12 protein-coding genes are annotated in these 13326 nt (G+C 68.2%); 3 read left to right on the top strand and 9 right to left on the bottom strand.

Features of this window, described 5'->3' with window-relative positions:
• Positions 1-263 precede the first annotated feature (263 nt).
• The 3 genes from ACWFRU_RS40515 to thyX form a co-directional block, all read right to left on the bottom strand.
• The gene (locus tag ACWFRU_RS40515; protein ID WP_363212652.1) at positions 264-1949 is read right to left on the bottom strand and encodes a ribonuclease J; all 1686 of its coding nucleotides are present in this window, start codon (positions 1947-1949) and stop codon (positions 264-266) included.
• A 146-nt stretch (positions 1950-2095) separates the two neighbouring features.
• Complete coding sequence (dapA, locus tag ACWFRU_RS40520) at positions 2096-2995, bottom strand: 4-hydroxy-tetrahydrodipicolinate synthase (protein ID WP_453693589.1); 900 nt, start codon at positions 2993-2995, stop codon at positions 2096-2098.
• 190 nt (positions 2996-3185) lie between these two features.
• Positions 3186-3926: an FAD-dependent thymidylate synthase gene (gene thyX, locus ACWFRU_RS40525; protein ID WP_453693590.1), complete on the bottom strand. Its 741-nt coding sequence runs from the start codon at positions 3924-3926 to the stop codon at positions 3186-3188.
• A gap of 190 nt (positions 3927-4116) precedes the next feature.
• On the opposite strand from thyX, the gene ACWFRU_RS40530 reads away from it, so the two are divergent.
• Together ACWFRU_RS40530 and ACWFRU_RS40535 are read left to right on the top strand one after the other, a co-directional pair.
• The gene (locus tag ACWFRU_RS40530) at positions 4117-4356 is read left to right on the top strand and encodes a hypothetical protein (protein ID WP_453693592.1); all 240 of its coding nucleotides are present in this window, start codon (positions 4117-4119) and stop codon (positions 4354-4356) included.
• A gap of 136 nt (positions 4357-4492) precedes the next feature.
• Entirely contained in the window at positions 4493-5053 is a 561-nt protein-coding gene (locus ACWFRU_RS40535; protein ID WP_453693594.1) for a hypothetical protein, read from the top strand.
• Positions 5054-5062: 9 nt separating this feature from the next.
• On the opposite strand, the gene ACWFRU_RS40540 is transcribed toward ACWFRU_RS40535, so the two are convergent.
• The 5 genes from ACWFRU_RS40540 to rpsO form a co-directional block, all read right to left on the bottom strand.
• Entirely contained in the window at positions 5063-5515 is a 453-nt protein-coding gene (locus ACWFRU_RS40540; protein ID WP_453693596.1) for a hypothetical protein, read from the bottom strand.
• A 45-nt stretch (positions 5516-5560) separates the two neighbouring features.
• Entirely contained in the window at positions 5561-6313 is a 753-nt protein-coding gene (gene dapB, locus ACWFRU_RS40545) for a 4-hydroxy-tetrahydrodipicolinate reductase (protein ID WP_453693598.1), read from the bottom strand.
• Between the two features lie 40 nt (positions 6314-6353).
• Entirely contained in the window at positions 6354-7733 is a 1380-nt protein-coding gene (locus tag ACWFRU_RS40550; RefSeq protein ID WP_453693600.1) for a M16 family metallopeptidase, read from the bottom strand.
• Positions 7730-9970, bottom strand: a complete 2241-nt coding sequence (locus tag ACWFRU_RS40555; protein ID WP_453693602.1) for a polyribonucleotide nucleotidyltransferase — start codon at positions 9968-9970, stop codon at positions 7730-7732. The genes ACWFRU_RS40550 and ACWFRU_RS40555 overlap by 4 nt, the downstream gene beginning before the upstream one ends.
• A gap of 359 nt (positions 9971-10329) precedes the next feature.
• Positions 10330-10617 (bottom strand): 30S ribosomal protein S15, encoded by a 288-nt coding sequence (gene rpsO / locus ACWFRU_RS40560; protein WP_160507553.1) that lies wholly within the window; start codon positions 10615-10617, stop codon positions 10330-10332.
• 392 nt (positions 10618-11009) lie between these two features.
• Between rpsO and ACWFRU_RS40565 the strand changes: the two genes are divergently transcribed.
• Positions 11010-11330 carry a DUF397 domain-containing protein gene (locus ACWFRU_RS40565; protein ID WP_453693604.1) on the top strand — a complete coding sequence of 107 codons (321 nt, stop codon included), beginning with the start codon at positions 11010-11012 and terminating at the stop codon, positions 11328-11330.
• Positions 11331-11395: 65 nt separating this feature from the next.
• Here ACWFRU_RS40565 and ACWFRU_RS40570 read toward each other — a convergent pair whose 3' ends face one another.
• Complete coding sequence (locus tag ACWFRU_RS40570; RefSeq protein WP_453693606.1) at positions 11396-12799, bottom strand: outer membrane protein assembly factor BamB family protein; 1404 nt, start codon at positions 12797-12799, stop codon at positions 11396-11398.
• Positions 12800-13326 lie beyond the last annotated feature (527 nt).

Genomic DNA, 13326 nt, shown 5'->3' on the forward strand with positions numbered 1-13326 from the left:
TTTCCGACTCTATCAGACTCTTTCGTGTCCGATTTCCTCGGTGCCTTTCCGGTTCCCGCTCCGGCCTTTCGGCTTTCGCGTTTCCCTTTCCGGCGGCTCCGACTTTATCAGAGATTCTGAGTCGAAATTCCCCGCCCACTTCGGGTTGGTCCGGACACGTGAGTGCCGGGTGCTTCCCTCTCAGGCGGAGACGTAAACGTACTGGAGCGGGGCGCCCCGATGCAAATCGAGGCGCCCCGCTCCTAGTTCACGCAGCGTCGGGGTCAGACCTCGACGACGACGGGGAGGATCATCGGGCGTCGGCGGTAGTTGTCCGAGACCCACTTGCCCAGCGTGCGGCGGATGAGTTGCTGCAGCTGGTGGGGCTCGACGACACCGTCCTGGGCCGACTTCTCGAGGACCTCCTGGACCCTCGGCATGACTGCCGAGAAGGCCGAGTCCTCGATGCCGGAGCCACGGGCCTGGATGTGCGGGCCCCCGGTGATCTTGCCGGTGCTGGAGTCCACCACCACGAAGACCGAGATGATGCCCTCGTCCCCGAGGATCCTGCGGTCCTTCAGCGCGGGCTCGCCGACATCGCCCACGGAGAGGCCGTCGACGTACACGTAACCGGCCTGGACCTTGCCGACGATCTTCGCCTTGCCCTCGACGAGGTCGACGACCACGCCGTCCTCGGCGATCACGATGCGGTCGTGCGGGATGCCGGTGAGGGCGCCCAGCTCGGCGTTGGCGCGCAGGTGGCGCCATTCGCCGTGTACCGGCATCAGGTTCTTGGGCTTGCAGATGTTGTAGAAGTACAGGAGCTCGCCGGCCGAGGCGTGGCCCGAGACGTGCACCTTCGCGTTGCCCTTGTGGACGACGTTCGCTCCCCAGCGGGTCAGGCCGTTGATCACGCGGTAGACCGCGTTCTCGTTGCCGGGGATGAGCGACGACGCCAGGATGACCGTGTCGCCCTGGACGATGCGGATCTGGTGGTCGCGGTTGGCCATCCGGGAGAGGGCGGCCATCGGTTCACCCTGCGAGCCCGTGCAGACGAGCACGACCTCGTGGTCCGGCAGGTCGTCGAGCGTCTTGACGTCGACCACCAGGCCCGGCGGGACCTTGAGGTAGCCGAGGTCCCGCGCGATGCCCATGTTGCGGACCATGGAGCGGCCGACGAAGGCGACCCTGCGGCCGTACTCGTGGGCGGCGTCCAGGATCTGCTGGATGCGGTGGACGTGGCTGGCGAAGCTGGCGACGATGATCCGCTTCTGGGCGCCGGCGAAGACGCCCCGGATCACGTTCGAGATGTCGCGCTCCGGCGGGACGAAGCCCGGGACCTCGGCGTTCGTCGAGTCGGAGAGAAGGAGGTCGATGCCCTCCTCGCTCAGCCGCGCGAACGCGTGCAGGTCGGTGAGGCGGCCGTCCATCGGCAGCTGGTCCATCTTGAAGTCGCCGGTGGCGACCACCATGCCCGCGGGGGTGCGGACGGCGACGGCCAGGGCGTCCGGGATGGAGTGGTTGACCGCGACGAACTCGCAGTCGAACGGGCCGAGGCGCTCGCGGTCGCCCTCGACGACCTCCAGCGTGTACGGACGGATGCGGTGTTCCTGGAGCTTCGCCTCGATGAGCGCGAGGGTCAGCTTGGAGCCGATCAGCGGGATGTCCGGCTTCTCGCGCAGGAGGTAGGGGACACCGCCGATGTGGTCCTCGTGGCCGTGCGTGAGCACGATGCCGTCGATGTCGTCGAGGCGGTCCCTGATGGACGTGAAGTCCGGCAGGATCAGGTCGATTCCGGGCTGCTCCTCCTCGGGGAAGAGCACTCCGCAGTCGACGATCAGCAGGCGACCGTTGTACTCGAATACGGTCATGTTGCGGCCGATCTCACCGAGGCCGCCCAGCGGGGTGACCCGCAGGCCGCCCTTGGGGAGCTTCGGCGGGGCGCCGAGTTCAGGATGCGGATGACTCAAAAGACTCTCCTCACCACACGCGCCACGTACCTCCGGGGCACGTGGCGCGCGTGACGTTCGTGCAGTAGCAGTTGTTTGGTGTGGGTGCAGGACGACGTCAGTCGGTGTCCTGCGGTGTTTCGCGTATTCAGTTGTGAAGTCTGTGGTTAGAGCTGTACCCCGCCGGCGGCGAGATCGATCTTGAGCTGGGCCGTCTCGTCGGGCGACAGCTCGACCAGGGGCAGGCGCAGCGGGCCCGCGGGGCGGCCCTGAAGGGTCAGCGCCGCCTTGGTGGTGATCACACCCTGCGTACGGAACATGCCCGTGAAGACCGGGAGCAGCTTCTGGTGGATCTCGGTGGCCTTCTGTACGTCACCCGTGGCGTACGCGTCGAGCATCGCGCGCAGCTCCGGCGTGACCACGTGGCTGACGACGGAGACGAAGCCGCAGGCGCCCACGGAGAGCAGCGGGAGGTTCAGCATGTCGTCGCCGGAGTACCAGGCGAGGCCGGAGCGGGCGATGGCCCAGCTGGCGCGGCCGAGGTCGCCCTTGGCGTCCTTGTTGGCGACGATCCGGGGGTGGTGGGCGAGGCGGACGATCGTCTCGGTGTTGATCGGTACGCCACTGCGGCCGGGGATGTCGTAGAGCATGACCGGCAGCTCGGTGCTGTCGGCGATCGCGGTGAAGTGCCGCAGGAGGCCCTCCTGAGGGGGCTTGTTGTAGTACGGCGTGACCGTCAGGAGGCCGGTGGCGCCGACACGCTCGGCGTCGCGGGCGAGCTCGATGCTGTGGCGGGTGTCGTTCGTGCCGACGCCGGCCACGACGTGGGCGCGGTCTCCGACTGCTTCCACCACGGCTCGTACGAGATCGGCTTTCTCCGCGTTGCTGGTGGTCGGGGACTCGCCCGTGGTGCCGTTGATGACGAGGCCGTCGTTGCCTGCGTCCACCAAGTGGGCGGCGAGCTGCTGCGCGCCGTCGAGGTCGAGTGCGCCGTCCGCCGTGAAGGGCGTGACCATAGCGGTGAGGACCCTGCCGAAGGGGGTCTGCGGAGTGGAGGTCGGAGCCATGGGTAACACGCTACTCGCTGCTCAGCGCGTGGTCCCCCCTCGGGGGATGTGTGCGGACCTGACAAGTGAGGAGCCCGGCACTGCCTGCTCGGGGGTTCAAGCAGTGCCGGGTCCGTTTGATCAGGCTAGATGAACTTCTCGAAATGCCGCAATACGGACACCTCACTCAGCCCACCCGTACATCAGTGCCTTACGGAGCCACGCGTCCATTGGCGTTGAACGCCGCGTGCGTGAGGGGCATGAGCTTGGCCCACTCCTCCTCCATCTTCTCGCCGACCATCTCGATCTCCCGCTGCGGGAAGGACGGGACCTTGGCGAGCTCATGCTGCGTGCGCAGGCCGAGGAAGTGCATCAGCGAACGGGCGTTGCACGTCGCGTACATCGACGAGAAGAGGCCGACTGGCAGGACCACGCGGGCGACCTCGCGGGCCACGCCGGCGGCGAGCATCTCCTGATACGCCTCGTACGCCTGGCGGTAGGAGTCCTCCATGACGCGGCCGGTGAGCTCCTGCTGGGCCTGGGTGCCCTCCACGAAGACGTACTTCCCGGGGCGGCCCTCCTGGACCAGCTTGCGGGACTCGTCAGGGACGTAGAACGTCGGCTGGAGCTCCCTGTAGCGGCCCGATTCCTCGTTGTACGACCAGCCCACGCGGTGCCGCATGAACTCGCGGAAGACGAAGATCGGGGCGCTGATGAAGAACGTCATCGAGTTGTGCTCGAAGGGGCTGCCGTGGCGGTCCCGCATCAGGTAGTTGATCAGGCCCTTGGAGCGCTCGGGGTCCTTCTGGAGCTCCTCCAGGGACTGCTCGCCGGCAGTGGAGACACGGGCGGCCCACAGGACGTCGGAGTCGGTCGCGGCATGCTTCACCAACTCGACGGTGACCTCGCTGCGGAAGCTGGGCTTGAGGTCTTCGGTGGGGGTGTCGCTCACTGGCGGGGTCCTTCCATGTGCATCACTCGGGCGGCGCCCACTCTATGGCCCGGCACCGACAATCGGCCGTTCGGTGGCCCGCCGCGACAATCTTCGGCGAATTTGGTGAAACCGGGCACCAATTGGCCGTTTCGAGCGTCTATCTGGACAACAGAGTTAAGTTCGAGTCGCGTGAGGAGAAACGCACCCCATGTTCCGTCGGCGCGAGCCCGTCCCGTTCGCCTTCATCGCCGAAGCCGACAAGTTCCGCAGCAACGTCACTCCCCCACCCCGGGAGCGTGCCTCGGCCGCTCAGGTCGTGGGCCGCACCCTGGTCGGCCTGGTCGTGGTCGCCGGCCTCGCGGGTTCCCTGCTGTTCGGCATGCCCGCCCTGTCGCCCGATCAGTCACCCGTGCAGAACCAGCAGTCAGAGGCCTCGGACGGTCGATGACGCCCTGACTCTGCCCCCCCCACTGCCCTGAAAGCGTGGGAGGTACCCCCATGGCCCCCCAGAGGTGGTAGGCGGGAGCGGGGCTCGGTAGCCTCACCGGGCACAGCCCGTGCGTGGATCGAGTGAGGATTCAGTCGTGCCCCTGCCCTTCCTGACGGCGGACCGCGCCTTTGACGAGTCAGCGGACGACGCCGCGCTGCCGTTCGACGACCGCGACCACTGGCGCCGGCCCTACCGGCCGGGCCCGTGGCGGGTGGGGGCCGCCGCGCTGCTCCTGCTGCTCGCCTCGTACGTCCTCGTCGCCGCCGTCATCATCGCGTTCGCGGACTCACTGGGGGGCGCCGCGATCTGCGCGGGGCTCGCCGTGACCATCATCGTGAGCGCGCTGCGGCTGCTGCGGATGGGCACCTGGGTGAGTGCGCACGGGCTGCGTCGTGTGGCCTTCCTGACGACGCAGACCGTGCCGTGGGCGCAGGTCGTTACGGTGCGTACGACACAGCAGCCCGTGCGGTGGCTCGGGCTGCCCCGCACCGTGCAGGGCCAGGCACTCGTGCTCGTACGCCAGGATCAGCCGGCCGAGGGGCAGCAGCCGTTGCTCACCGACCGCAACGCCGACTTCCTGGCGCGCCACGAGGCGTTCAACCGGGCGGCCGACTCCATCGAGGTGTGGGCCGACGAGTACCGCCGTACGGCCTGATCCCAGCCGTCAGACGTTCACCGGCCGGCCCGCGTGCAGCGCGATCGCGCGCTGCATCGCCTGCCGCGCGCGCGGGGTGTCCCGGGCGTCGTGATAGGCGACGGCGAGGCGGAACCAGCAGCGCCAGTCGTCCGGCGAGTCCTCGGTCTCGGCCTTGCGCCGGGCGAAGACCTCGTCGGCCGAGTCGCGGTCGATGCGGCCGCCGGGCGTGCGCTTCAACTCGTCCACCGGCAGGCCGCCTTCGGCCTCCAGTTCGGCGGCGAGGCGGTTGGCGCGCCGGACGAACTGGGTGTTCTTCCAGAGGAACCAGACGCCGATGAACGGCAGGATGAGCACCGCGACACCGAAGGTGACGGTGAGCGCGGTGCCGTGCTGTATCAGGAGCACGCCGCGGCTGCCGACCAGGACGAAGTAGACGACCAGGACGGCAGCCGTGACGGCGTAAGTGATCTTTGCTCGCATGAGGGTCAGTTCAGCTCGGTTCGGCTCGGTTCGCTTCGGCCCGTGTCAGTTCAGGTCCAGGAAGTGTTCCAGGCCGAACGTCAGGCCCGGAGTGCTCACCACACGGCGTACGCCGAGCAGGATGCCCGGCATGAAGCTGCTGTGGTGCAGCGAGTCGTGCCGGACGGTGAGCGTCTCGCCCTCGCCGCCGAGCAGCACCTCCTGGTGGGCCAGGAGGCCGCGCAGGCGCACGGAGTGCACCGGCACGCCGTCGACGTCCGCGCCGCGGGCGCCGTCCAGCGCGGTCGTCGTGGCGTCCGGCTGCGGGGCGCTGCCCGCTTCGCGGCGCGCCTCGGCGATGAGCTGGGCGGTGCGCGTGGCGGTGCCGCTGGGGGCGTCGGCCTTGTTCGGGTGATGCAGCTCGACGACCTCTACGGACTCGAAGTACGGCGCCGCGATCTGCGCGAACTTCATGGTGAGGACCGCGCCGATGGAGAAGTTCGGGGCGATCAGGACGCCCGTCTCCGGCGATGCGGCGAGCGCGGACTCCAGTTGCGCGACGCGGTCGTCGGTCCAGCCCGTCGTACCGACCACGGCGTGGATTCCGTGCCGTACGCAGAAGTCCAGGTTGCCCATCACCGAGTCGGGGTTGGTCAGTTCGACCGCGACCTGGGCGCCGGTCTCCACCAGCGTGTCCAGCGAGTCGCCCCGGCCAAGCGCGGCGACCAGTTCCAGGTCGTCGGCGGCTTCGACGGCTCGGACGGCCTCGGAGCCGATCCGGCCCTTGGCTCCGACGACCGCCACGCGCAGCTTGCTCATGTGCCTGATTCCTTAAGGGAGTGAAGAGACCGCAGAGGGCTTAGGAGACCGCTTCGTGCAGGCGGGCGGCCTGCTTGTCCTTCAGCGGGCCGATGGCCGACAGCGAGGGACGGTGGCCGAGGACCTCACGGGCGACCTCGCGGACGTCGTCCGGGGTGACCGCCGCGATCTTGGCCAGCATGTCGTCGACCGACATCTGCTCGCCCCAGCACAGCTCGCTCTTGCCGATACGGTTCATCAGCGCGCCGGTGTCCTCGAGGCCGAGGACGGTGGAGCCCGCGAGCTGGCCGATCGCGCGACTGATCTCGTCGTCGCTCAGGCCGTGCTCCGCGACCTGGTCGAGCTCGTCGCGGCAGATCTTCAGCACGTCGTGCACCTGGCTCGGGCGGCAGCCCGCGTACACGCCGAAGAGGCCGGTGTCGGCGAAGCCCGACGTGTACGAGTACACGCTGTAGGCCAGGCCGCGCTTCTCCCGGACCTCCTGGAAGAGGCGGGACGACATGCCGCCGCCGAGCGCGGTGTTCAGGACGCCCATGGCCCAGCGGCGCTCGTCGGTGCGGGCCAGGCCCGGCATGCCGAGGATGACGTGGGCCTGCTCGGTCTTGCGGTTGACGACCTCGACGCGGCCTGCCGTGCGCAGGCTGCGTGAGCCCTGGCGCGGGAGCACCGGGGTGGCGTCGGTGCGGCTCAGGGCGCCCGCCTTCTCGAAGGCGGCGCGGACCTGGCGTACGACCTTGTTGTGGTCGACGTTGCCCGCGGCCGCGACCACGAGGTGGGTCGGGTCGTAGTGCTTCTTGTAGAAGCGGCGGATCCGCTCGGCGGTGAGGGCGTTGACCGTCTCCTCGGTGCCGAGGACGGGGCGGCCGAGGGGGGTGTCGCCGAGCATCGTGTGCGCGAACAGGTCGTGCACGCAGTCGCCCGGGTCGTCCTCGGTCATCGCGATCTCTTCGAGGATGACGCCGCGCTCGGCGTCAACGTCCTCCTGGAGGATCAGGGAGCCCGTCAGCATGTCGCAGACGACGTCGATGGCCAGCGGCAGGTCGGTGTCGAGCACGCGTGCGTAGTAGCACGTGTACTCCTTGGCCGTGAACGCGTTCATCTCGCCGCCGACCGCGTCGAGCGCGGCCGAGATGTCGAGGGCGCTGCGCTTCTTGGTGCCCTTGAAGAGCAGGTGCTCCAAGTAGTGCGTGGCGCCGTTCAGGGACGGCGTCTCGTCACGGGATCCGACGTTCGCCCAGATCCCGAAGGTCGCGGAGCGTACGGAGGGCAGGGTCTCGGTGACGACGCGGAGGCCGCCCGGCAGCGTCGTACGGCGGACCGTGCCGATGCCGTCCTTGCCCTTGAGGAGGGTTTGGGTACGGGCGACGGCCCGCCCCTCCGAAGAGGGGCGGGCCGTCGTCGTGGTGCTACGCGACGTCACTTGTCGGTGTCGTCCTTCGTGCCCGCGGCGGAGCCGCTGTCGGATGCCGTGCCCTCTTCGCCCTCGATGACGGGGATGAGGGAGAGCTTGCCGCGGGAGTCGATCTCGGCGATCTCGACCTGGACCTTCTGGCCCACGCCGACGACGTCCTCGACGTTCTCCACGCGCTTGCCGCCGGCGAGCTTGCGGATCTGCGAGATGTGCAGCAGACCGTCCTTGCCCGGCATGAGCGAGACGAACGCGCCGAAGGTCGTCGTCTTCACGACGGTGCCCAGGTAGCGCTCGCCGACCTCCGGCATGGTCGGGTTGGCGATGCCGTTGATCGTGGCGCGGGCGGCCTCGGCCTGCGAGCCCTGAGCGGCACCGATGTAGATGGTGCCGTCGTCCTCGATCGTGATGTCGGCGCCGGTGTCCTCCTGGATCTGGTTGATCATCTTGCCCTTCGGGCCGATGACCTCACCGATCTTGTCCACCGGGATCTTGACGGTGATGATGCGCGGCGCGTTCGGGGACATCTCGTCCGGAACGTCGATCGCCTCGTTCATCACGTCGAGGATGTGCAGACGCGCGTCACGGGCCTGCTTCAGCGCGGCGGCCAGGACCGAGGCGGGGATGCCGTCGAGCTTGGTGTCGAGCTGGAGCGCGGTCACGAACTGCTTCGTGCCGGCGACCTTGAAGTCCATGTCACCGAACGCGTCCTCCGCACCGAGGATGTCGGTGAGGGCGACGTAGTGCGTCTGGCCGTCGATCTCCTGGGAGATCAGACCCATGGCGATACCGGCGACGGCGGCCTTCAGCGGCACACCGGCGTTCAGCAGCGACATCGTCGAGGCGCAGACCGAGCCCATGGACGTCGAGCCGTTGGAACCGAGGGCCTCGGAGACCTGACGGATCGCGTACGGGAACTCCTCGCGCGTCGGGAGCACCGGCACGATCGCGCGCTCGGCGAGCGCGCCGTGGCCGATCTCGCGGCGCTTCGGCGAACCGACGCGGCCGGTCTCGCCGACCGAGTACGGCGGGAAGTTGTAGTTGTGCATGTAGCGCTTGCGCGTCACCGGCGAAAGGGTGTCGAGCTGCTGCTCCATACGGAGCATGTTGAGGGTGGTGACGCCCAGGATCTGGGTCTCGCCACGCTCGAACAGCGCCGAACCGTGCACGCGCGGGATGGCCTCGACCTCGGCGGCGAGCGTACGGATGTCCGTGACGCCACGGCCGTCGATGCGGACCTTGTCCTTGATGACGCGCTCGCGGACCAGCTTCTTGGTCAGCGCGCGGTAGGCGCCGGAGATCTCCTTCTCGCGGCCCTCGAACTGCGGGAGCAGCTTCTCGGAGGCGATCTCCTTGACGCGGTCCAGCTCGGCCTCGCGCTCCTGCTTGCCCGCGATGGTCAGCGCCTGGGAGAGCTCCGACTTCACGGCGGCCGTGAGGGCCTCCAGGACGTCTTCCTGGTAGTCCAGGAAGACCGGGAACTCGCCGGTGGGCTTGGCGGCCTTGGCGGCGAGGTCCGACTGGGCCTTGCAGAGCGCCTTGATGAAGGGCTTCGCGGCTTCCAGACCGGCGGCGACGACCTCTTCGGTCGGGGCCTCGGCGCCGTCCTTGACGAGCTGGATGGTCTTCTCGGTGGCCTCGGCCTCGACCATCATGATCGCGACGTCGCCGTCCTCCAGGACGCGACCGGCGACGACCATGTCGAAGACGGCGTCCTCGAGCTCGGTGTGCGTCGGGAAGGCGACCCACTGGCCCTTGATGAGCGCCACGCGCGTGCCGCCGATCGGGCCCGAGAAGGGCAGGCCGGCCAGCTGCGTGGAGCAGGAGGCGGCGTTGATCGCGACCACGTCGTACAGGTGGTCGGGGTTGAGCGCCATGATCGTCTCGACGATCTGGATCTCGTTGCGCAGGCCCTTCTTGAAGGAAGGACGCAGCGGGCGGTCGATCAGGCGGCAGGTCAGGATCGCGTCCTCGGAGGGACGGCCCTCACGACGGAAGAACGAACCGGGGATCTTGCCGGCGGCGTACTGCCGCTCCTCGACGTCCACCGTGAGGGGGAAGAAGTCGAGCTGGTCCTTGGGCCGCTTGGAAGCGGTGGTGGCCGACAGCACCATGGTGTCGTCGTCCAGGTACGCGACGGCGGAGCCTGCGGCCTGCTTGGCCAGGCGGCCCGTCTCGAAGCGGATGGTGCGGGTGCCGAAGGTGCCGTTGTCGATGACAGCCTCGGCGTAGTGGGTCTCGTTCTCCACTGTTCTCCTACGTGTCTACGTTTCGTCTTCTCGCCCCTGGGCCCGTGTGGCCCGGGAGCGGCGCCCCATGCGTCCTTCGTGGACAGGGACTGTGCGGAGAAACGCGCCGTGTGTGCGGGCCGGTCTTCGATCGAAGCTCCCGGGGATTTCGCCCGGGGGCCACTACCGAAGATCGGCGGCGGCTGGTGCGCCTCTCCTTCGTGAGGTCCTACTGGGTGTCCCCGGGGCGCTGGACCATGGTGATCCCTACCCGCGGGGACGTGCTTATGTCACCAGACTACAAAGCGTGGGTGACAACGCGCACGTACAGCAAAGGGAGCGGCCCCCTCTTGCGTGGGAACCGCTCCCTTCACGATGTCTTACTTCGCGCCCGCCGCACCGCGACGGATGCCCAGACGGTCCACCAGCGCACGGAAGCGCTTGATGTCCTTCTTGGCCAGGTACTGCAGCAGACGGCGGCGCTGACCGACCAGGATCAGCAGACCACGACGGGAGTGGTGGTCGTGCTTGTGGGTCTTGAGGTGCTCGGTCAGGTCCGAGATACGGCGCGAGAGCATGGCGACCTGGACCTCGGGGGAGCCGGTGTCGCCCTCCTTCTGGCCGAACTCGGTCATGATCTGCTTCTTCGTAGCGGCGTCGAGCGACACGCTTACTCCTCGTAGTCTTTTCGTGGCCACCGAGTGCCCCTGGTCTACATCGCAGGGGAGCTTCCATGACTCGGGAGGCGAGGTCCGCTGGGCGCTGCCTCCAGATCCTCGGTCCGAGCCTCGATGAGTCTCGGCCTTGGGGGGCTGGGGGCGCGTACACATACGGCCGCTACATAGGGTACCAGTCGACCTGTGGTGGGCTTTACCGGGGCAGTAAGGGCCCCCATGCCGCCCCAGCAGGCGTTCTCTACCTCATTCTCCACCCTGGCGTGCGTGATTCTCCCTCCCCGGTGTGAGCGTGATCGGAACCCGCTCCACGCATCCGAGCCGCACGTACGCTGAGCGGGCATGTCAGTCGCATCGCTCGCACGTGGGGAAGGGGCCGCCGCATCATGGCCGGTACAGAGGGCAAGAGCGTCCAGGGGCAGGACGAGGACGTCGCTGCGCGCAAGGAGCGGGAGAAGAACGAGCTCTACGCTCTCGACATCTCCGGCGTGGAGTGGCACAGCGCGCCGGGCACCGAGGCCCACGAGGAACGGGTCGAGATCGCGTACCTGCCGGACGGCGCCGTGGCCATGCGGTCGTCGCTCGAGCCCGAGACGGTGCTGCGATACACCGAGGCGGAGTGGCGGGCCTTCGTGCTCGGGGCGCGGGACGGGGAGTTCGACCTGGAGCCGGCGGCGCCGCGCGACGGCGGCGGGGGCGAGGGCTGAACCCGATGGGGGCGAGGGCTGAACCCGCCCCCGGGCCGGCCCCCCCATGCCAGGGCCGAGTGCGTCTACCGCTTCGCGCCCTCGATGCCGATGACCAGCCACGACCACTCCTTCTTCTTCTCGGCGCTGGGGCCGCTCGCCTGCCTGCTGCCGAAGAAGAGCCGTCCGTCCTGGATCACGACGTCACTCAGTTCGACGCTGGCCAGCGTCCAGCCCTCAACGGGCAGGTCGAAGTAGAAGTACGGGGTCTCCTTGCCGGTCCGTGGGTCGAGACTCGTCAGCCCCATGGGCGTGATGTGGTCGCTGCTTTCCCGGTAGGCGAGGAGCTGGTCTCCGCTCATCCGCATCGGGTAGAGCAGTTGGCCGCTCCCTGATTCGAACTTCTTGACGGTCTTGCCCGTCGCGAGGTCGAACGACACGATGTGATTCGAGTTGTTGATCATGTCGCCGTGGGGGTCCTCGCGACTCATGACGAAGACCTGGTCGTCACTGACCACCGTGGAGGGGCAGTCGTCGGCCGCGTCGAAGCCTGTCGCGGTATCGCAATTGACGACATAGCGCCCGCTGCCGAGCCCGATGGTCGCGCGCCGCTTTCCGTGGTCGTCGATCGAGATCAGGTGCGTCACCGCGCTGTCACCCGCGGCAGGAGCGATGACAGCGGGCTCGGCGGACAGCAGGTTGATCCCCTTGATTCCACGGGCGGCCAGGTACGTCCACTTCGCGTCGCCGGTACGGGGATCCAACTTGTGCACCTGGAACGTCACGTCCTTGGTATGGGCGCACGCCAGCAGCATGAGCAGACCACGCCCACCCGCCAGGCCCCGGTGCTCGCAGCCCGAAACACTAGCCTTCTTCCACAAGCGGTCCCCTGTGTCCATGTCGTAGGCCATCGAGCCGTTGCCCCACGCCACGGCGACGGTGCCCCGCGTCATCGAGACACTCGTCGGATCCTGCCCAAGCAGCGTTTCCGACGTCGGAAACGTCTTGCCCCAGACCTTCTCCCCCGTGTCGATGTCGAAGAAGGTCACCCGGTCGCACGGAGCCTCGGGGTCATCCTTGGACCTGTGGAGCACCGCCGTACGGGCTTCCACGGTCACGTGCCGGGTGGTTCCACAGATGGGGCCGCTGAGTGCCGTACGCCAGGCTTCGTCACCCGTGGTCGCGTCATCGCCCATCTTGAAGCCGACCAGTGTTTTGTTGATGCCCTTGGCGAGAATCTTGTCGGTCGCCCACGTGCCCGGCATCTCGTACTCCTCTCCCGGGCTCATGTCGTCCACGGAGAACCGGAAGGCCATCTGGCCCCTCCTGGTCCCGGGCCGTTCCTCGACCGTCTCCCTGATGTCGAGCCGATGCGGAGGGGTGCCGCCGGGCTTGTCGCCATCAGGTGTCGCGCCGCCGGCCCCGAGCCACAGATACCCGCCACCGGCGCACAGCGCCGCGACGAGGGCCGCGACGACAACGCCGGCCACCCGCCTCCGACGGTTCCTGCGAGCTCCGTCCGCTGCCAGTGCGGATTGGGTGAAGGAGGAAGGCGGCGGGCCGAAGCTCACGTCGTGAGGTCCTTGTCTGCGTTTGTGGGGGGGCTACGGGTGTGTGCGAGAGGGATGAGGAGGTGCGGGAGGGGTGGGGGTGCGCTTGGGGCGCCTGCACGGGGTGGAGCGAAGATCGTACGTCTACGCGTAGGCCGTTGATCCACCCGAGAGGCCGTCGCGGCGCCCAACGCCGCGCTGCGAAGCGGGAGTTAGGCCGGGCCTCGTGAATTGGCGGCCTCTTGTCGCCTGTTGGGGCATTTGTCCGTCACGGTTTCGGATATGGGGGTCACCCCCATGGGGAGCGTGAGGGAAAGGACAGGATTCGTGGGGTGGGCTGCCCTGCCGTGCTGGTGCTTTTGGTGATTAGGCTGGTACTGGACGCGTCGCCAGAACCCGGGAGTGGGTGGTGCGTGTCCACCACGGGGAGAGCCATGGCGGATCGGACGACAGAAACGGTCGCCCTC

It is taken from the genome of Streptomyces sp. NPDC055099 (assembly GCF_053607685.1).